Origin of the sequence: Cohnella rhizosphaerae, assembly GCF_029525575.1 — a bacterium.
Taxonomy (GTDB): Bacteria; Bacillota; Bacilli; order Paenibacillales; family Paenibacillaceae; genus Cohnella; species Cohnella rhizosphaerae.
The window spans coordinates 619,072-638,214 of sequence record NZ_JAPDIA010000001.1 but is presented as its reverse complement, the minus strand read 5'-3'; the positions used below and the strand labels follow the sequence as shown (position 1 = coordinate 638,214).

The following is a 19,143-nucleotide window of genomic DNA, read 5'->3' as shown; positions in this document are numbered from 1 at the left end:
TCGCACAAGCCCGTTTGCGCCGAATTTCCGTTGAGCGCAGCCCTTGCCCACCCCATGCCGGTCAACGTGTTATTGAAGGCTCCTTCGAGATTTTTCCCTAAAAACTTGCCGTTACTTGTGGTACGTCTCCCGTTGTTTAAACAATTTTAGTTCCGCGCAAATTCAGCAGACATTTCATTCAAGAGCGAGATCCTGTAGTCATTCGCGAACAGAGAGTGGTAAAATCAGGGGATGAATCTTATTCCTGGAGGCATTCTCTATGAACGGATTACTGCCGTCGCTCGCGCTCGTCCGCGATATCGAAGCGTCGGAGATCGAATTTATGACGGATCGCATGCGGGCGATTCAAGGCAGGCCGGGCAACCCCGAAGGCGTGGAGATCGCGCGATTCGGAAATGCCGTAGGCTTTTACAGCAAGACGATGCCTTGGCCTGCCTTTAACACGGTAAAAGGACTCTCCGAGGCGGATGCGGACGAGATTGAATCGATCGTTGCGTTCTATGAAGAAAGGGAGCGCGCCGTTCAATTCGAAGCGGTGCCTGCCCTGGCGAGCCCGAATCTGCTCAGGAAGCTGACCGAAGCGGGATTTTATCCCTCCGGCACTCATACTTCTATGTATATGCGGCCCGAGCGAAGAGAAGAGAGACGGGCGGGGGCGGGCTCGGCTCAGGATTCGGACGCGGGTTCGGGCACGATCTCGATCGAAGCGCTCCGGGAAGGTCAAATGGAGCTGTACGCGGCCATTCACTGCAGGGCGACCGGCCTGCCGGAGGCGGGAATTCCGCCTGTCGCGGCGAATAATCGCGTGCTGTACGGGCGCCCGGGCTGGCAGTTTTATCTTGCCTATGCGGATGGCGTCGCTGCCGCCGCCGGCGTTCTTTTTACCCAAGGCGACAAAGCCTCGTTCACCTTCGCGGCCGTTCTGCCGGAATACAGGAACAGAGGGCTTCACCGGCGGTTGCTGGACGCCAGAATCGACGAGGCGCACCGGAGAGGGTGCGGGATCGCAGCGAGCCAATGCGCGTACTTGTCCCAGAGCCATCGGAATATGGAGCGGGCCGGGATGAAGCTTGGATACGTGCGGACAACCTGGACGCGGCTGGACGGTTGAGCGCGTCGGATAATAGGCAAGGGGAACGGTGAATGGGAAAGGGGAGATCGTTTGCGGAAGTCGTACGTTGTATGGATCGTCGTCGTCCTTATTGTCGCAAGCTGGGGCTACAACCTTTATTCGCATCAAACGAACCGGCTGCCGGAAGGTCGCTTCTTATCGCATCGCATCGAGGCGACCGCTTCGCCCGGGGACGCTTTCTGGCTGTATTACATCACGAACAATGACGACAAGCGGCTGCCCCTGTCGGTCTCGATCGAGGGGCTGTCGGCGCTGCAGTTTTATCCGGTCTCGGAATATATGACGTTCCGGAATCAGAGGATATATCGGTTGATCGGGCATTTCAACGGGGATTCGGACGATACGCCGTTCGGGAAGGCGCCGCCGCTTACGATCCATTCGGTCGACGTATACTACAGCGATGGCACGCGGGGAAAAGCGGATATCGGCGAGATGATCGTGTACCGGGGGGATTGGGCGAGCGGCGGTTCGATCAGCCAGACGAACAGTTCTTCATCTTCGAACGGGACGCAGACGGCCGCCTTTCAGGTGGATAAACCTGTCACTCTCAACGGCTTCAGCTCCGCTTTTTTGAACGAGCTGGGCTCCACCTTTACGTATGAACTGCATGCGGGAAAAGAGGCCGTCGTCTTTCCGCAAGCGGTCGAGGCTGACGAGTCGATATCGTTCATCTCAAATTTTCACGTTCCGGCGGATTCGCAGCTTTACCTGCAGCCCGTCTCGATGCGGCTCCGGCTTGAATATTCGGATGCGGATGGCACCGAGCGCGTTCAAATGATTCCGCTGGAGCGGCAGCCCTATCCGTCGGAGGCGGCCATTCGTGCGTACGTCAAAGCACAGAGGGGAGCGACGGAATGAGGACCGCTTGCTCGCAGATCGCTTGGGGACTGGGACTGATGCTGTTCGACTTTCGGTTGAATAATTTCGACCTGCTGCCGGACGCGCTTGGCTTTATATTAATTCTGATTGGCCTCGCCAATCAGCCGGTTCGTCAGCCGGCGTTCGGGATCGCGAAAATCGCGGCAGTCATTCTGCTCATCGGGGCGATCGCCGAGCTTGCGGGCGTTATGCCGGTAGCCGCGACGATCGCACAGGTGAATCGATATTACTCGCTGCCCGCTTTGCTTCCGATCGGGCTTTCGCTGCTTGGTTTGCTTGCGCTGCTATACGGCATTTGCGAGGGATTCGAGCGCACGGCTGCCTCGATTGGTCTCTTCGATTCGGCCCGAGCGTTCCGCGCCGTGTGGAATACAAGTCTCGCCATGGGCGCCGTCATGCTGTTCGTGCTGCCCTTCAGCTTGAACGGATGGCACGGATTGGTGACCGGAATTGCAGTGCTGGCGGGCCTCGGCCAGTTCGTGGCGGGGATTTGGCTGGTCATGCGGGTAAGTAGGTTCGGTCGCGAGTATGCGGCGGCAAGGGCCGGGGAAATGTAAGTAAGAAGCGGGAGAGGGAACGGTACCGAGCGAAAAGCGTCAACGAGAAAAGTGTCAACGAAAGGCATAGAACGTTGAAAAGTCATGCGTCCAAAAGGACGCGTGGCTTTTTTTATGCGAAGCGCGCCTAGCCAAGCTAGGCACAACTAGCCGGTGGAAGTCCGGTCGAGGTAAGAGCCAAGTCGCCTCGTAGCTGACGGGCAACTGGTGGAGAGATCCTAAGGTTGAAGCCCCGTGACAAAGTAACTCTGCGGAGTGCGAGCAAATCGACAGGCCGTAACATGAAGTGAATCCTGCCGCATCGTCAAAAAAAAGACCCGAAAGGGACAAGAGAGAGTCGAGCCCCGGTCACATGGGCGAAGGCCATGGAACGCGTGAAGCCCTTGGAAGCGCAGCGCGGAAGAACTCTCCGGTGTACGGGGAACGGCATGCCGAGAAAGTTGTGTCTGGAACTAGGGAGACCCTCCCCCCCCGCACGAAATTTTCTTTTTTCGTAAGGAGCAGACCTATAAGTCCAAAAGGTGAAGTGGCGAGCTGCGGGAAGGGAGTCGGAGGGGGGCCATAGTACCGATGAAGTGAGGACAACAAAACCTCATGGAGGGAAGGGCCCCTGCTTTGTTCATGTACTTGGAGGAGGTAAGAGTCAGTGAATGCAGGTCAACCTGCTAACGACGCCAAAGCTAAAGCTCAAAAACTCCAACAAGCACTAAGCCTTGCAGCCAAGGAAAATCCGCGGCGGCGATTTCATGCGTTATACGACAAGATACACCGCAGCGACATCCTATGGGAAGCATGGAAGAGAGTCAAGGGAAACGGCGGAAGCGGTGGGGTGGATGGAATGACCATCGACCACATCGTGAAAGTCATCGGCGAAGAACGATTTGTGGACGAAATCCAGACGACACTCAGGAACGGAGAATATCGCCCACTACCGGCAAGGCGCAAGGAGATTCCGAAAGCGGACGGCAAGATGCGGCCGCTGGGCATTCCGGCGATCCGGGACAGAGTCGTGCAAATGGCGACGAAAATCGTGGTGGAACCGATCTCCGAAGCGGACTTCAAAGACTGCTCATACGGATTCAGACCCAAGCGCAGCCAGCATGGGGCGATTCGGCATATCCGCCGAGCGGTGAAGAAGGGCGTCTACTGGGTGGTCGACATCGACATTCGCGGCTACTTTGACAACATTGCCCATGACAAACTGATGCAACTGGTGGAGCAGCGGATCAGTGACCGAAGGGTACTGAAGCTGATCCGACAGTGGCTGAAAGCAGGATTCGTGAAGGATGATCAGTTTCACGAAACCAACCTGGGAAGTCCGCAGGGCGGCGTCATCTCCCCGTTACTTTCAAATCTGTATCTGAACTACCTGGATACCATCTGGGAGAAGAAGTTCGCAGAGACGGGAACGATGGTGAGATACGCCGATGATCTTGTGATCCTGTGCAGAAACAAGGAACAAGCGCTAAGAGCGATTGACGTGCTCAAGGCGGTATTCGGAAAGCTAGAAGTCGAGATGAACAGGGAAAAGTCGAAGCTCATCAACCTGTGGGACGACAAACAGGGATTCGATTTTCTGGGGATGCATCACCGGAAAATACCGAAGAAGCTGAAAGGAAACAAAACGGTGTCTATCCTCCGCAGCTACCCGTCCAAGAAGGCGATGAAGAGCATGAGACAGAAGGTGAAGGAAGCGACCGAGCCGAGAAATCGCCTGTACTGGACGATGAACCAGATGGTGGCGGAACTGAACCCCAAGATACAGGGGTGGAAGAACTACTACGCGCTTGATTCCTTTGCCGACCCATTCCTGAACAAGATCGACTGGTACATCCGAAAACGCCTCATGCTGTTCTGGAACAAGAAGCGCAACCGTCGTAAGAAACACAGCAAGTCCAGGCAAGCCGCCATGGCGGCACAGCTTGCAGGACTAAAGAAACTCGCCAGCTAAAGAGAGTACCGTAACGCTGAAGGACGAAGAACATCGGAAAGCCGGATGAGGGAAAACCTCACGTCCGGTTTGATGCAGGGGGAGCTGGAAAAGTAAAAGGAGGGCTTGCGCCCTCCGATGAAATTTCAGTTCTCTACTCTACGAAGCGGCGCTTGGATCGAGTGGGTTGTTCGTACATAGGACTAATACGAAGCAGAGACGTGTAGAGCGAGCGGATTTGTTCCTACATAGGACTATGTGACGCAGGGGCGCTTGGATCGAGTGGATTTGTTCCTACATAGGACTAATGTGAAGCAGAGACGTGTAGAGCGAGCGGATTTGTTCCTACATAGGACTATGTGACGCAGGGGCGCTTGGATCGAGTGGGTTTGTTCCTACAAAGGACTATGTGACGCAGGGGCGCTTGGATCGAGTGGATTTGTTCCTACATAGGACTATGTGACGCAGGGGCGCTTGGATCGAGTGGATTTGTTCCTACATAGGACTATGTGACGCAGGGGCGCTTGGATCGAGTGGATTTGTTCCTACATAGGACTATGTGACGCAGTGGCGCTTGGATCGAGTGGATTTGTTCCTACATAGGACTATGTGACGCAGGGGCGATTGGATCGAGTGGATTTGTTCCTACATAGGACTAATGTGACGAAGCGGCGCATGTGTCGAGTGTTTGTTCATCAGCGAGTATCGGACTCAGGAAGCGCTATTTTCGTAAAAACCGTATTTTTGCGAGCGTTTCGGACCGGGGAGACCTTATGAGCCTGGATGAAGGCTAAAAAAGCGCCGTCAAGCCCGCGATAGCGGCGCCTGGGTCCGCGGGCAAGCCATAAATCGTGATCGGAATAAAAATAAGGGCTCCTCGGTCCGTTCGCTGCACGCTAATGCGCAAACAAAGGTCGCAGGCTGCATTTTACGCGTGCAACAAAGCGCTTTTTCTTTTTTAGGTTGTAAATGAACCTAAGTTGCATTAAAATAAACCTATCCGAACTTTTATGAACCAAAATAAACAATTGGAGGATTTAATTTATGGAAAACCGCTATGCATCCCATCCCCGTGAAGTTAAAGCATTTGACACGACACGCCTGCGCGAGGAATTCCTGATCGAGGAGATGTTCAAGCCGGACCAGTTGACGCTCACCTACACGCATGTCGACCGCTTTATCGTCGGCGGCGCGTTGCCGGTGAAGGGCTCAGTCAAGCTTGAAGCAGATGCCAAGTCGATCGGCGCCGCTACCTTCCTGGAACGCCGCGAGATCGGGATCATCAATGTCGGCGGCGCGGGCACGGTAACGGTCGACGGCGAAACGTACGCGATGGCGAGCAAGGATTGCCTTTACATCGGCCTCGGAGCCAAGGAAGTGCTGTTCGCGAGCGACGACGGCGCGCAGCCGGCCAAGTTCTATTTGAACTCGACGCCCGCCCACAAGACGTACCCGACGGTGAAGGCCGCGATCAGCGAAGCTTCGCCGAACCACCTCGGCAGCCTGACCAATTCGAACGAACGCACGATTTATCGCTACATTCACACCGGCGGCATCCAGAGCTGCCAGCTGGTCATGGGCATGACGCTGCTCAAGGACGGCAGCATGTGGAACACGATGCCCTGCCATACGCACAACCGCCGCTCCGAGGTTTATTTCTACTTCGACATGCCGGAGGACGGCGTCGTCTTCCACCTGATGGGCGAGCCGCAGGAGACGCGCCACCTGGCCGTGCGCAACGAGCAGAGCGTCATCTCGCCGAGCTGGTCGATCCACAGCGGCGTCGGCACGAGCAGCTATACGTTCATCTGGGGCATGGCCGGCGAAAATCAAATTTTCGAGGATATGGATGCCGTCGCGATGAAAGATATAAAATAGAAGGAAATCGCTAGGATTGGAGATTCGGCAATGAACCCTCTGCGCAGACACGAGATGATCATGGAGATGCTGCTGGCCGCGAACGAGGTGACGGTGGCAGAGCTCAGCGAACGGCTTGAGGTGACGGGAAAAACGATCCGCGAGGATCTGGCGAAGCTCGAGGAAAAGGGGCTGCTGCAGCGGATGCACGGCGGCGCGGTGCTCGCGCAGGCGGACCAGCTCGGCATCCTGTCGCTCAAAAATCCGGTCGCGCGCCATGCCGCCGAGAAGGCGGAGGTCGCAAGGCTGGCGGTGTCCCTGATCGAGCCGAACGACATCGTCGCGCTCGACGGCGGCACGACGACGCAGGAGATGGCCCGGCAGCTGCCGAACCAGCCGATGACCGTCGTGACCAACGACATCGTCATCATCAGCGAGCTCGTGCGCAAGGACGCGATTCGGCTCGTCGTACCCGGCGGCTACCGGGTGCGCAACATGCTGGTCGGCGCCGATGCGGTCGCTTACGTGCGGAAGCTCAACATCCGCAAGGCATTTCTCGCGGCGACGGGGGTTCAGCCGGACTCCGGCTTCACGATATACACGGGGGGAATTCAGCGAGATGAAGCGCGCCCTCATCGAGACGGCCCAGCTGTCCTACGTGACGGCGGACCATCACAAGTTTGGGCAGGGAGCGCTGTTCACGTTTGCGCAGTTGACCGAGGTCGAGGCGATCGTCACCGATGCAGGACTCTCTCCCGAGGTGGCGGCGCAGTACCGGCAAGCGGGCGTCCGATTGCTTATCAACGAAGAGAAAGAAGGATAGAGCCAATGTTGTTCGACTTAACCGGCAAGACGGCGCTGGTCACCGGCGCATCCGGCGGACTGGGTCAGGCGATGGCGATGGGGCTCGCCGAGGCCGGCGCCAAGATCGTGGCGGTCGCCTCCTCCAATTGCGACGCGACGGTAGCGGCCGTACGCGAAGCGGGCGGGACGATCGAGCAGATCTCCGCGAACCTGAGCGAGCTGGATGGGCTGGAGGGCGTGTTCGAGAAGGCGCTCTCGTTTTACGGCAGCATCGATATTCTCGTGAACAACGCGGGGACGATCCGGCGCACGCCGGCCGCGGACCATGCGGCGCAGGACTGGTTCGACGTCATCGACCTGAACCTGAACGCGGTCTTTTTCCTTAGCCAGCTAGCCGGCCGCCATATGATCGCGCGCGGCAGCGGCAAGATCATCAACATCGCCTCGATGCTGACGTTCCAGGGCGGCATCAACGTGCCCGGCTACACGGCGAGCAAGCATGGCGTCGCGGGCATCACGAAGGCGCTCGCCAACGAATGGGCGAGCAAGGGCATCCAGGTCAACGCGATCGCGCCGGGCTACATGACGACGAACAATACGGCGCCGATCGTGGCGGACCAGGCCCGCTATCAGTCGATCACCGACCGCATCCCGGCAGGACGCTGGGGTCAGCCCGAAGACATGAAGGGGCCGGTCGTGTTCCTCGCCTCCGCCGCGTCCGACTATCTCAACGGCCATGTGCTGTGCGTGGACGGAGGTTGGCTGGCGCGATGACGACGGGCAGAGAGCAGAGCGAGCTGATGAAGTCGCTGGCGGCGAGCAAGATCGTCGCCATTATCCGGGGCATCGCGGAGGATAAAGGAGATGCGACGGCGGAAGCGCTGGCGGAGGGAGGCGTCGTCTTCCTCGAAGTGACGCTTAACACCGACGGCGCGCTCGGCATGATCTCGCGGTTCCGCGAGCGCTACGAGGGCCGCATGCGGATCGGCGCGGGCACGGTGCTCGATCTGGGGCAAGCCAAGGAAGCTGCGGCGGCGGGGGCGGAGTATATCATCTCGCCGAACCTCGATCTTGAGGTCGTCCGCTTCGGCGTCGAGCAGGGCATCGAGGTGTGGCCGGGCACGATGACGCCGACCGAGATCGTGGCAGCCTACAAGGCAGGCGCGACGGCGGTCAAAGTATTCCCGCTCGGCAGCCTCGGCATCGGTTACCTCAAAGAGATCCGCGCGCCGCTGAACCACATCCCGATGGTGGCGACCGGAGGCGTGAACCTGCAGAACATCCGGTCCGTGCTGGACGCCGGCGCCGTAGCCGTCGGCCTGGGCGGCAACCTGGTGGACAAGAAGCTCGTCGCGGACGGCGATTTCAAGGCGCTGGCGAAGCTCGTGCGGGCGTATGCGGATGAGGTAGCGAAGGGTTGAACAAGCCGGCCGGACCGAGTATTATAAAAGTATTGGAAGTATTGAACGCGAGTGAAGCACACCGCCTCTCCGAATGGAGTTGGCGGTTTTTTTGCGTTCTTCGTACATAAAGGGAGGCCAGGGATATGGATATGTTCGAAAATCGACATGCGTTTTGGATGGCGGATCAGGCGAAAGGCCGGGCCGGGGAATCGCGTCGCCGTCTTCTGGAAGGGCATGGAGAATCCGAGAAGCTGTTCGCCAAAAATATCTGGTGGCCGCTAAGTGGCAACTTTGATTTTCTGCATGCCGAATTTGAAGTTCCGAGCCACCGGGACGGCTCCTTCTACCTTGATTTTGCCTATGTACGGCCGCCGCATCTTATCGATTGGGAGATCGACGATTTTGCGACGCACGGCAAACATGTCAATCGGCGCACCTTCGAGTACGAACGGGATCGGCAGAATCAGCTGACGTTGGACGGATGGAAAGTTTTTCGAATACCGCTGGATATGATCAGGGAGCACCCGCGGAAATGCCAGCAGTTTGTATGGCAAGTGATGGGCAAGCTGTATGGCGATTTCAAAACGAGCGATCGATCCGAGCTTTCATTGCTCAAACGTGAGATCGTTCGTCTTGCCGTAGGCTATAAGAGGTCGTTTACTCCTGAAGAAATCAGTTTGCCGTTAGTATCAGTTTGCAGTATGCGCGCAAGATGCTCCATGAGTTGATTGACGATGCCTGGTTGGCGGTCGCGTCGGGTTCAACGCGTATTCGAACTTATAAACTCGGCGAAAAAGCCGAACCATGGAGAACAAAATGAAGGGCGTGCGAGGTTGAGCGCAAAGAAGGATGCGGCACATTGTTAGTTGGCTGGAGAGGCGTGATCCAGGGGCAATAGTGATGTTGCACATCGTTATTCGACGGGGCGGGCGAGGCTGAGCGCGAATAAGGATGCGGCACATTGTTAGTTGGCTGGAGAGGTGTGATACTACGCCGTCGAAAAGCAAAACAGCGCCCGAGGCATCCCGCGCCGGGATTGGCGAGAGGAACTTCGGACGCTTCATTGTGCAACAGAAGCGTGGCTTAAGGGCGGTCGGCGCTCCGGCTCCCGCTCGCGGACGCGAACTCGGCGCGAATGCGCGAGAGCAGCTCGCCGTCGGTCAGCACGTCGTAGGCGGTAAGCGCCAGCGTCTTGGCGCCGAACACCATGCCGTCGTAAGCCCGGGGGAGCTGCGCAGCGTCCCTGAATTCAAGCGAATGCAGCGCGTAAGGAGCGTCGGCGACCTTGACGTAGCCGTGCACCGCGGGGCATCGCAGGGAGACGTTGCCCAGATCGAGAGAGCCGTTGTCGTGGCCGCCGGCGATCTCCTCCGCCCGGACGCCGCCTTCGATCAGGTTGGCGGTGAACGCGTCGGAGAGCGCTTCGTTCGTGCGCAGCTCGTCGTACGAATATTCATAGTTGCTGACGGCCAGTCTGCTGCCGGTGGCGATCGCGGCGGCCTCGGCGCAGGCGTTCACCTTGCGAACGAGCTCGTCCGTGTAGGCACGGCTCTTGGCACGGACGTAGAACTTGGCGGCGGCGTAATCGGGGATGACGTTGGGCGCCGTGCCGCCGTGCGACACGATGCCGTGAATGCGGGCGTCGCTGCGCGTCTGCTGCCGCAAGGCGCCGACGCCGTTAAACAGCTGGATGACCGCGTCCAGCGCGTTGATCCCGTCTTCGGGGTTGGCAGCCGCATGCGCGGCTTTGCCGAAAAATTCGTATTGCAGCGCGTCCATGGCGAGCGAGGAGCCGGAGCGTTCGAAGCTGTGGTACGGGTGCGCCATAAGCGCCGCGTCCACGTCGTCGAACAGACCGGCGGCCGCCATGTCCACCTTGGCGCCCTTGGTCTCTTCGGCGGGCGTACCGTATACGCGGAGGGTGCCGCCTGTCTCCGCCAGCAGCGGCAGCAGTCCCGCAGCCGCGCCGAGCGCCATCGTGCAGATCAAGTGATGCCCGCAGGCGTGGCCGATCTCCGGGAGCGCGTCATACTCGGCGAGCAAGGCAACCGTCGGACCCGGCTTGGCGGACCGGTACTCCGCGATGAACGCCGTCTCGAGCCCTAGCGTCCCCCGCTCCACGTTGAAGCCGAGCGCCTCCAGCGCTTCCGCCAAGCGGGCGGAAGCCAGCTTTTCCTCGTGCCCGAGCTCCGGATTCGCCGCGATGCAGGCGGCAAGCTCGCGAAGCTTCGGGGCGTAAGCGTCTATGGCATCGCGAATTCGCGATTTATCGTGCGCCAGCTGCGCGTTCATACCGGTTCCCTCTTTCCTTTTTCCCATATAAAAGCGTCTAACGCGAAGTGTAACATATTCGCGACTTCAGTTAAAATGAAGAGGGGGAGATGTCGCATAATTATAGTCTTCATGACACGAAATTGCATTTAAATCGGATGTTGGTCCATGCTATCTTGTGGTAGTGTCGTATATTTGAAGGGAGAGAGCAGTCAAAATGATTCGAATCGGCATGTTAAGCTACTGGCACGTACACGCAGAGGATTACACGAAGCAGGTGCTGAGCCATCCGAATACGGAAATTGCCGCGATTTGGGACGAACTGCCCGATCGGGGCGCGGAGAAGGCCGCCAAGTACGGCGTTCCATTTATCGCGAATCTGGATGAACTGCTCGCGCGTGACGATATCGACGCCGTCGTCGTCGACGCGCCTACGAATATGCACAGGGACGTCATGGTGAAGGCCGCGCGCGCCGGCAAGCATATTTTCACCGAAAAAGTCGTGGCCCCGACCGTGTCCGAAGCAAGCGAGATCGCAGCCGCCGTCCGCGATGCCGGCGTTAAATTGGCGGTATCCCTGCCCCGTCTCTATGACGATTATACGCAATCGATTCTGGAAGTGATCGCCTCCGGCAAGCTGGGCCAACTGACGCTGGCCCGCGTAAGGCTGTCGCACAACGGCTCGACCGCGAACTGGCTGCCCGCGCATTTCTACTCGAAGGAACAATGCGGCGGAGGCGCGCTTATCGACCTGGGCTGCCACCCGGTATATCTGGTACGCAAATTCCTCGGCCTGCCCGAGTCCGTAAGCGCTACCTTCGGCTTCGTCAGCGGCCGCGAGGTGGAGGATAACGCCGTTGCCGTGTTCGCTTATCCGAACGGCGCGGTCGGCATCGCGGAAGCCGGCTTCGTGAACAGCCACTCGCCGTTTTCCATCGAGCTCCACGGTACCGACGGCACGCTGCTGTACGGATTCCCCCGAGGAGAAAATTCTGGTTCGCAGCAACCGGGATACGGAACAGGCTTGGACGGAAGTGCCGGTAGGCGACCGTCTGCCGTTCGCGTTCGAGCAGTGGGTCGGCCACATCGAAGCTGGCACCGAAGCGACCGAAAACATCGCGTTCGCGCTCGACCTCACGACGATCATGGAAGCGGCGAACCGCTCCGCCGCCGAAGGCAAATCCGTGCGCTTGTCCGATCTGCAGGGCTAATTGCCGATGAATGGCCAAACCTCGAACCGGAACGAAGCGCAGCAGGCCGAGCGCCGGACAGGCGAGCCGCCGTTCGCCTTTGCCCGCATGAAGCGCCGCTGGGACGCGCTGGACCGGCTGGACCTTCGGTTCCGGTGGGGCGGCCTCGGCATTCGGGTGCTGCGCTGCCATCTGACCAGCTTCGCGCCGGGGCAAATCATCGCGGCGCACAAGCATTCGGAGTACGAGTTTCATTTTATTCCGAAGGGCAAGGGCGCGTTGATCGTCGGAGACGCGACTTATCCGCTCCAGGAAGGCTTGTTCTATCTCACCGGGCCCGACGTCGTGCATGAGCAGCGTTCGGGTCCGGAAGAGCCGATGTACGAACTGTGCCTCCACTGCGAAATAACGAGGCTGGACGATGCCGGCGCGGATGCGGCGTGGGGAGACCCCCTTGAGCGGAGAGAGGCGGACGAATGTCTGGCGATTTTGCAGACGATGCCCGCCGTGCCTGCGCTCGACCGCTATCACGGGATGAACGCGTTTTTGGACGCCTACCGGGCGTGGGAGGACCAGCCGGTCGGTTTCTATACGACGCTCAAGCAGCACATCGTGCAGATTTTGCTGCGAGCGGCCCGCGCGCACGCAGCGCCGGAGGCCGCCGGCAGCATTCCCGCGCGCGACATGAACGACCACCGGTTCAGGCTCGCTGTGCAGTACATCGAGGACAACGCCGCCCGGCCGATCTCGCTCGACGAGGTCGCCGAGCGGGTGCAGGTCAGTCCGCGCCAGCTCCAGCGGATTTTCCGAAGCGAGGGCGGGACCGCATTCCGCGACTGGGTGGAGCATGTCCGCCTGCAGCGGATCGCGGAGGAGCTGCTCAGCTCGTCCAGTCCGGTCGAGACGATCGCGGCCGGTCACGGCTACGGCAATCCGAATTATTTATACCCGGTATTCAAACATAAATTCGGCATGACGCCATCGGCTTATCGCCGCTTGCACGGCATCAGACCGCCAGGCGCGCCGGAAGAGGAGACGGATCATCATGAGCGAAAGAAGAATTAAAGTCGGCATTATCGGAACGGGCGGCATCGCCCGCTATCATGTGATGTCCTATCGCAAGCTTCCCTTCGTCGACATCGTCGCGGTCGCGGACGTGATCCCCGGCAGAGCGCGCGAGTTCGCCGAAAAGGAAGGGCTCGTCGGCGCGGGCGCTTACGACAGCCATACCGAGCTGCTCGCGCAAGACCTCGACGCGGTCAGCATCTGCACCCCGAACGCATCGCATCACCGTACGAGCGTCGACGCGGTGCGCGCAGGCAAGAAGGTGCTGCTGGAAAAACCGATGTCGGTCACGCTTGAAGAAGCGCTGGACATGGTGCAGACGGTGAAGACCCACGACGGCATGCTGTCGATCGGGTTTCAGCCGCGCTACGATCCGAACATGAAGCTGCTGCAGGACATCATCCAGTCCGGTCGCCTCGGCAACGTCTACTATGCGGAAACGGGCGGCGGACGCCGCCGCGGCATGCCTGGCGGCACGTTCATCAGCAAAGCGCTCGCCGGCGCCGGCGCGATGGCTGACATCGGCTGCTATTCGCTCGATATGGCGCTGAACACGCTTGGCTATCCGCGTCCGGTATCGGTATCCGCGTTCACGTCGAACCACTTCGGCACGAACCCGCTCTACCATCAGGAAGCCTCGAAGTTCGAGGTCGAAGATTTCGGCGTCGCGATGGTCCGCTTCGACAACGACCTCGTACTCCAGTTCAAGATATCCTGGGCGATGCACATGGATACGCTTGGCGCGACGATGTTCCTCGGCACCGATGCCGGCCTCAAGGTGACGCCGGCCGGCTCCGGTCCGTGGTCGGGCGTGTGGGACGGCGCGATCGGCAGCATGACGCTTTATCACGACGACTTCGGCGGCCACACCTCGACGGCCGTGCCGCTGATCGGTCATTCGCTCGACCTGTTCTTCGAAAAGGTCCGCGACTTCGCCGAAGCCGTGCGCGACGGCCGTCCGGCTCCGATCCCGGCCGAGCAGATCCTGATCCAGCAGGCGATCATCGACGGCGTGCTGCGTTCCGCGGATCAGCGCCGCGAGGTCGAGGTCAAGCTGCCGTACTAATCGGTTAGGCGCGACAAACGAGAAAGGCCGCATTTCCGTCATTCGTATGACGGAGATGCGGCTTTTTGCGTTTGGGTCCGCTCAGCATCAGACAGGCCCGTTCCATCGTCCGCGCCGAATACGACGGCTTCGTTCCCGGCTAGTCCGCGAGCGACTTAGCGGGCTTTTCCGGCTTTCCCTTTTTTCCTGGTTTATCCGGCAAGGACCTGCCTTGAATTCGTATATGCTCGTAAGGCACGGCGGGATGGGCGATGCGCCAGAGCATCAATTCGGCCGCGCGCCTGCCCGTCTCGAGAACCGGCAAATAGTAGAGGGCGACGCCGTCCCGTCCGGGACCGTCTTCGGCGTGATCAAGGCCGGCGACGACGCAATCCTCGGGCAGTCGGATGCCTTCGCGGCCGCACAAATAGACGATCCAGGGCAGCTCGTGCTCGATGGCGCTGACGATGGCGTCCGGCTTGATCGACCGGATTCGCTCAGACACCACTGCTTGCCAGCGATCCCTATCGTGGATCGGCGTCGTCACATGATTTTCTTCGCGCGCGGGCAATCCCGCTTCCTCCATTTCGTCGCGGAAGGCGGCCCAGCGCAAGCGAAGCCCTTCGAGCCGCATGTTGCCGACGAACAGAATGTTCCTGCGCCCTTCCGACAGCAAGCGATGCACGGCTTGGCGCACCAGGTCGTAGCTGTCCCAGATGACGCTGTCCGCCTTCGTCCCCGGGCGGGGATAGTTAAGCAAGATCCGCGGCAGCCCGAGCGCAAGGAGCATTCGCTCCTGTACGGGCTTCAGCATGGGCGGAATAAACAGACCGTCGTAGTGCGCGAGTCCGCTATCCTCTTGCCAGTCGGTCCAGCTATCTTTGCCCTCGAAGGATTCAGGCATGAATAGCGGCACGACCTGATGACGCAAAGGCTGGTATCTGTCGTGGAGCCCTCTTAGCAGCTTCATATGAATCTCCGACAACTCGGCTTGCTCGCCGGCCATGACGAACGCGAAGCGGCGGGCGGGCGAAGATGGACCGGTGTTTTCCACTGCGTCCGCTTCCGTCTGCGCCTTCGTCCGGTAGCCGCTTTTCTCGGCCAACTCCAGCACCGTTCTGCGGGTCTCCTCGGACATCCCGGCTTGCCCCTTCAATGCTTTGGAGACGGTCAGCCGGCTCAGGCCGAGCTGCGCGGCGAGCTGTTCCATCGTTACTTTGTTGCGCTTGGCCAACGGCGTCTGCTCCTTGAAGTGAGTTTACATTTATTATAAACGTAAGCTAAAAGTAAGCATACAAATAACATAAAATAAAGGCAAACATTCGAAGCGAGATAGGAGAGAGACGAAATGGCAAAGACGATGCCGTGGAAAAACGGAACGCTCGACATTGCGCATGAGACGGACGTACTGGTGGTAGGGGGTGGTCCGGCAGGCGTCGCGGCGGCGATCGCGGCGGCGAGCAACGGCGCTCGGACGCTTTTGCTCGAGCAGCGCGGCTATCTGGGCGGCATGGCGACCGTGTCGCTCGTGCCCGCGTTTTGCCCTTTTACCGACAAGGAAAAGCCGGTCGTGCGCGGGATCGGGCTGGCTTTGATGGAAGAGATGAAGCGAAGATGCTCCGAGTCTTACCTGGCGATGCATCGGGACCGGCTCGATTGGGTGCCTATCGACGCGGAAACGCTTAAAGTCGTGTACGACGAAGCCGTGCTGGGGAGCGGGGCCGACGTGCTGTTCCATTCCTTCGTCGTCGACGCGCTGCTAGGGGAGGTCGGTCAGTCCGTCCGAGGCGTGGCGGTGGCCAACAAGACGGGCCTGTCCGCCATCGCTTGCCGTTACGTGATCGACGCCACCGGGGATGCGGACATTGCGGCGAGAGCCGGCGCGCCGTTCCAGAAGGGGGGCGAGCAGGGGGGAGCTGCAGCCGGGTACGATGTGTTATCTGCTCAGCGGCGTAGACAAGCGCCGATTCGACGTTTACCTCGAGGAGAGCGGAGATAGCGGTCAAGTCGGCAAGCTGGTGACGCTCGCGCAACAGAACGGCGATCTGCCGGAAGGCCGCAAGGAGGTGTCGGGCTTCGCTTGGGCGTCGAACGAGCTCGTGGGCGTCAACTTCGGGCATGTGTTCGGTATCGACGGCACCAAAGCCGAGGACCTCACGCGAGGCGCGATCGAGGGGGAGGAAGATCGTGCAGACGCAGCTGCGTTTTCTAAGGAAATACGTGCCGGGGTTCGAGGACGCGCATCTCGTCGCTACGGCGGAGCAGGTGGGCATTCGCGAGACGCGGCGCATCGTCGGAGATTATATGCTGGTGGCCGAGGACTTCCTGGAAATGCGGAGCTTCTCGGACGATATCGCGCGAAACGCCTACTTCATCGACGTGCATATGGCGACGAGCAAGGACCGCATCGATATCCGGCACCTGCCGCCGGGCCGGTCCCACGGCGTGCCGTATCGCTGCTTGCTCCCGCAAGGGCTGGACAACGTCTGGGTGCCCGGCCGCGCGGCTTCGGCCGACCGCGTCGTCCAAGGCTCGCTTCGCGTCATGCCAAACTGCTTCGCGATGGGCCAGGCCGCAGGCACGGCCGCCGCGATCGCGGGCCGAACGGGCGCGTCCTCCCGCGGAGTCGACGTCAGTTGGCTTCAAGCGCGTCTGGTCGAGCAAGGCGCATGGCTCGGGAAGCGGGCGCCGAGCGCAGGCGACCCCGTGGCCGAATAGCGCGCGGGCAGCTTCGGACAGGGGAGCTTTGTTCCGGCAAGCGTAGGTGCGACAAGCGTTTCCAGGTAGAAACAACTTCCATGCAGGGCGGGATTGGTTGGCGAAAGAGTTACTGAGTGGGACAGCTTCGGTAGCGAGCGGGAGAGGTTGGCGAAAGAGTTCCTGGGTGGGATCAGCTTCGGTAGCGAGCGGGATAGGTTGGCGAAAGAGTTCCTGAGTGGGACCAGCTTCGGTAGCGAGCGGGGTTGGTTGGCGAAAGAGTTCCTGAGTGGTATCAGCTTCGGTAGCGAGCGGGATAGGTTGGCGAAAGAGTTCCTGGGTGGGACCAGCTTCGGTAGCGAGCGGGGTTGGTTGGCGAAAGAGTTCCTGAGTGGTATCAGCTTCGGTAGCGAGCGGGATAGGTTGGCGAAAGAGTTCCTGGGTGGGATCAGCTTCGGTAGCGAGCGGGATAGGTTGGCGAAAGAGTTCCTGGGTGGGACCAGCTTCGGTAGCGAGCGGGAGAGGTTGGCGAAAGAGTTCCTGAGTGGGACCAGCTTCGGTAGCGAGTGGGAGAGGTTGGCGAAAGAGTGCCTGAGTGGGATCAGCTTCGGTAGCGAGCGGGAGAGGTTGGCGAAAGAGTTCCTGAGTGGGACCAGCTTCGGTAGCGAGCGGGATAGGTTGGAGAAAGAGTTACTAAGTAGAAACAAGTACCTTCAAAAACGTAAACGAAAACGGGATGAGGCAGGCGCATAACGCCGCTTCATCCCGTTTCTTTTGTTTATGCGATGCCTTGCAGGCGTTCAGAGAGCACCCGCATCATGCCGCGAAGCACCTGCGCGTCGCGGAAACAGAAGGCCTGCAGCTGCTCCTTCCGCAGCGCTAGCAGGGAAGCGCGGGTGATGGCGACGCAATCCGCGGAGCGAGGGCCGCTGTCGATAATCGCCATCTCCCCGAAATACTCGCCTTTTCCCAGGTTCGCGATCTCGCGGCCATCCCTGCGGACGCCGACGGCGCCTTCGACGACGGCGTACAGCGTATCCCCGTACTCGCCCGTTTTGCAGATCGTCTTGCCGGGTCCGTATTCTTCCTCCTGCACGAGCTGCGCGAGATCAAGGAAGCCTTCCGTGCTCAGGTGCTGAAACAGCGGCACTTGCTGAAGCACCAGCACGCGCCTGACAAGCGTCGCGTTGCCGGACGTCGCTTCGGTACCGGCAGCATCGAAATCGCCGGCGCGTCCCGTACCGGCAGCCGCCGCTTCGCGTTCCGCCTCGTCCGCGCTGGAGGCGACGGCATCCGCGGCACCAACGGTTGCGGCCGCAGATGTCCCAACTGCGCCTGCCGTCGCTGTGCCTGCTCCAACCGCGCCTGCTCTAACCGCGCCTGCTCCAACCGCGCCTGCTCCAACCGCGCCTGCTCCAACCGCGCCTGCTCCAACCGCGCCTGCTCCAACCGCGCCTGCTCCAACCGCGCCTGCTCCAACCGCGCCTGCTCCAACCGCGCCTGCTCCAATCGCACCTACGCCCGCTCCCGCAGCGCCAAGCGCATCCCTGATCCGACGGGATAGCAGCTTCATCATCTCGACCGCCATGCTCGGCCGGTCGATCATCCGCTCGTAGAAGACGTCGGAGTCCAGTTTCCACAGCCGAACGTCCTCCTCGGCCGCGATCGTGGCCGTCCTCGCGCCGTGGGTCAGTACGGCCATCTCGCCGAAATATTCCTCGCTCCGGAGCTCGTGCACGCGCGCGCCGCCTTTGAAGACGCCGACCTTGCCGCTCTCGATCATGTACAGGCAATCGCCCGGCTCGCCTTCCCGGATAATCGCGTCGCCCGCCGCCGCCGTCACCGGCTGCAGCGTATCCGCAAGCGCGGCCAGCTCGGCGCGCGGCACGCCCTGGAACAGGCTGATTTTCTTGAGCAGCCGAACCTGCTCGACTTGCCGCGCGGCTCCGGGATCCGCGGGGATGCCTTCGCGCCTGGCGCGTTCGTACGCGGCGAGCTGCGAGAGCCAAGCGTCGCCTTGCGCGGCGAGCCATGCCCAGTGCGGCGCCGCATTCGCCGTCTTCGAGGGGGGCCAATTCCCGTGACGCCGACATGAGCTTGAGCAGCGGACCTCGCAGCGAACCTTGGACCGTCTGGTCGATGACCTCGATGGCATTGGCCTGACGCTGGCCGTCGCCCTCGGTCCAATTCGCGTAGACGGCCTGCATCGCGCGCTCGTCGTAGAGAAGGGAGAGCAGCTGGAAGATCCGTCGGACGATGCCCGCGCGGATCTCGGCGATGCTGCCCGACAGCTCGGAGCCGGCAGCATCGCCG

The 19,143-nt window shown here is 60.3% G+C and carries 17 protein-coding genes and 3 pseudogenes; 15 read left to right on the top strand and 5 right to left on the bottom strand.

Features of this window, described 5'->3' with window-relative positions:
- Window positions 1–259: 259 nt before the first annotated feature.
- The 9 genes and pseudogenes from OMP40_RS03030 to OMP40_RS02990 all read left to right on the top strand — a co-directional run bounded on the left by OMP40_RS03030 (window position 260) and on the right by OMP40_RS02990 (window position 9,290).
- Window positions 260–1,111, top strand: coding sequence for a GNAT family N-acetyltransferase (locus OMP40_RS03030; protein WP_277529011.1), 852 nt, complete (start codon window positions 260–262; stop codon window positions 1,109–1,111).
- Between the two features lie 51 nt (window positions 1,112–1,162).
- Window positions 1,163–1,990 carry a hypothetical protein gene (locus OMP40_RS03025; protein ID WP_277529009.1) on the top strand — a complete coding sequence of 276 codons (828 nt, stop codon included), beginning with the start codon at window positions 1,163–1,165 and terminating at the stop codon, window positions 1,988–1,990.
- Entirely contained in the window at window positions 1,987–2,568 is a 582-nt protein-coding gene (locus tag OMP40_RS03020; protein ID WP_277529007.1) for a hypothetical protein, read from the top strand. Before OMP40_RS03025 ends, OMP40_RS03020 begins: the two co-directional genes overlap by 4 nt.
- Before the next feature lie 646 nt (window positions 2,569–3,214).
- A complete protein-coding gene (ltrA, locus tag OMP40_RS03015) occupies window positions 3,215–4,519 on the top strand; it encodes a group II intron reverse transcriptase/maturase (protein ID WP_277529006.1) in 1,305 nt (434 codons plus the stop codon).
- Window positions 4,520–5,542: 1,023 nt separating this feature from the next.
- Window positions 5,543–6,376: a 5-dehydro-4-deoxy-D-glucuronate isomerase gene (kduI, locus tag OMP40_RS03010; protein ID WP_277529004.1), complete on the top strand. Its 834-nt coding sequence runs from the start codon at window positions 5,543–5,545 to the stop codon at window positions 6,374–6,376.
- Between the two features lie 30 nt (window positions 6,377–6,406).
- A pseudogene (locus tag OMP40_RS39700) lies at window positions 6,407–6,889 on the top strand (DeoR/GlpR family DNA-binding transcription regulator); the annotation flags it as partial.
- A gap of 294 nt (window positions 6,890–7,183) precedes the next feature.
- Window positions 7,184–7,933, top strand: coding sequence for a 2-dehydro-3-deoxy-D-gluconate 5-dehydrogenase KduD (gene kduD / locus OMP40_RS03000; protein ID WP_277529002.1), 750 nt, complete (start codon window positions 7,184–7,186; stop codon window positions 7,931–7,933).
- Entirely contained in the window at window positions 7,930–8,580 is a 651-nt protein-coding gene (locus tag OMP40_RS02995; protein WP_277529000.1) for a bifunctional 4-hydroxy-2-oxoglutarate aldolase/2-dehydro-3-deoxy-phosphogluconate aldolase, read from the top strand. Before kduD ends, OMP40_RS02995 begins: the two co-directional genes overlap by 4 nt.
- Window positions 8,581–8,705: 125 nt before the next feature.
- Complete coding sequence (locus tag OMP40_RS02990; RefSeq protein ID WP_277528997.1) at window positions 8,706–9,290, top strand: DNA-binding response regulator; 585 nt, start codon at window positions 8,706–8,708, stop codon at window positions 9,288–9,290.
- 355 nt (window positions 9,291–9,645) lie between these two features.
- Here OMP40_RS02990 and OMP40_RS02985 read toward each other — a convergent pair whose 3' ends face one another.
- Window positions 9,646–10,854 (bottom strand): M20 family metallopeptidase, encoded by a 1,209-nt coding sequence (locus tag OMP40_RS02985; protein ID WP_277528994.1) that lies wholly within the window; start codon window positions 10,852–10,854, stop codon window positions 9,646–9,648.
- Between the two features lie 196 nt (window positions 10,855–11,050).
- Here OMP40_RS02985 and OMP40_RS02980 point away from each other — a divergent pair.
- The 3 genes and pseudogenes from OMP40_RS02980 (at window position 11,051) to OMP40_RS02970 (ending at window position 14,154) form a co-directional block, all read left to right on the top strand.
- Window positions 11,051–12,044: pseudogene (locus OMP40_RS02980) on the top strand (Gfo/Idh/MocA family protein).
- A 6-nt stretch (window positions 12,045–12,050) separates the two neighbouring features.
- The gene (locus tag OMP40_RS02975; protein ID WP_277528991.1) at window positions 12,051–13,088 is read left to right on the top strand and encodes an AraC family transcriptional regulator; all 1,038 of its coding nucleotides are present in this window, start codon (window positions 12,051–12,053) and stop codon (window positions 13,086–13,088) included.
- A complete protein-coding gene (locus OMP40_RS02970; RefSeq protein WP_277528990.1) occupies window positions 13,069–14,154 on the top strand; it encodes a Gfo/Idh/MocA family protein in 1,086 nt (361 codons plus the stop codon). The genes OMP40_RS02975 and OMP40_RS02970 overlap by 20 nt, the downstream gene beginning before the upstream one ends.
- A gap of 139 nt (window positions 14,155–14,293) precedes the next feature.
- On the opposite strand, the gene OMP40_RS02965 is transcribed toward OMP40_RS02970, so the two are convergent.
- Entirely contained in the window at window positions 14,294–15,367 is a 1,074-nt protein-coding gene (locus OMP40_RS02965) for a LacI family DNA-binding transcriptional regulator (RefSeq protein WP_277528988.1), read from the bottom strand.
- 114 nt (window positions 15,368–15,481) lie between these two features.
- Between OMP40_RS02965 and OMP40_RS39690 the strand changes: the two genes are divergently transcribed.
- The 3 genes from OMP40_RS39690 to OMP40_RS02955 all read left to right on the top strand — a co-directional run bounded on the left by OMP40_RS39690 (window position 15,482) and on the right by OMP40_RS02955 (window position 17,583).
- Window positions 15,482–16,132 carry an FAD-dependent oxidoreductase gene (locus tag OMP40_RS39690; RefSeq protein WP_338131002.1) on the top strand — a complete coding sequence of 217 codons (651 nt, stop codon included), beginning with the start codon at window positions 15,482–15,484 and terminating at the stop codon, window positions 16,130–16,132.
- 188 nt (window positions 16,133–16,320) lie between these two features.
- Window positions 16,321–16,851: an FAD-dependent oxidoreductase gene (locus OMP40_RS39685; RefSeq protein ID WP_338131001.1), complete on the top strand. Its 531-nt coding sequence runs from the start codon at window positions 16,321–16,323 to the stop codon at window positions 16,849–16,851.
- Between the two features lie 93 nt (window positions 16,852–16,944).
- Window positions 16,945–17,583: a hypothetical protein gene (locus OMP40_RS02955; protein ID WP_277528985.1), complete on the top strand. Its 639-nt coding sequence runs from the start codon at window positions 16,945–16,947 to the stop codon at window positions 17,581–17,583.
- A gap of 25 nt (window positions 17,584–17,608) precedes the next feature.
- On the opposite strand, the gene OMP40_RS02950 is transcribed toward OMP40_RS02955, so the two are convergent.
- From OMP40_RS02950 to OMP40_RS41125, 3 genes and pseudogenes are all read right to left on the bottom strand, one after another.
- Window positions 17,609–17,992: a cyclic nucleotide-binding domain-containing protein gene (locus OMP40_RS02950; protein WP_277528983.1), complete on the bottom strand. Its 384-nt coding sequence runs from the start codon at window positions 17,990–17,992 to the stop codon at window positions 17,609–17,611.
- The gene (locus tag OMP40_RS41130) at window positions 17,959–18,345 is read right to left on the bottom strand and encodes a pentapeptide repeat-containing protein (RefSeq protein WP_420871890.1); all 387 of its coding nucleotides are present in this window, start codon (window positions 18,343–18,345) and stop codon (window positions 17,959–17,961) included. Before OMP40_RS41130 ends, OMP40_RS02950 begins: the two co-directional genes overlap by 34 nt.
- Before the next feature lie 154 nt (window positions 18,346–18,499).
- Window positions 18,500–18,613: pseudogene (locus tag OMP40_RS41125) on the bottom strand (hypothetical protein); the annotation flags it as partial.
- Window positions 18,614–19,143 lie beyond the last annotated feature (530 nt).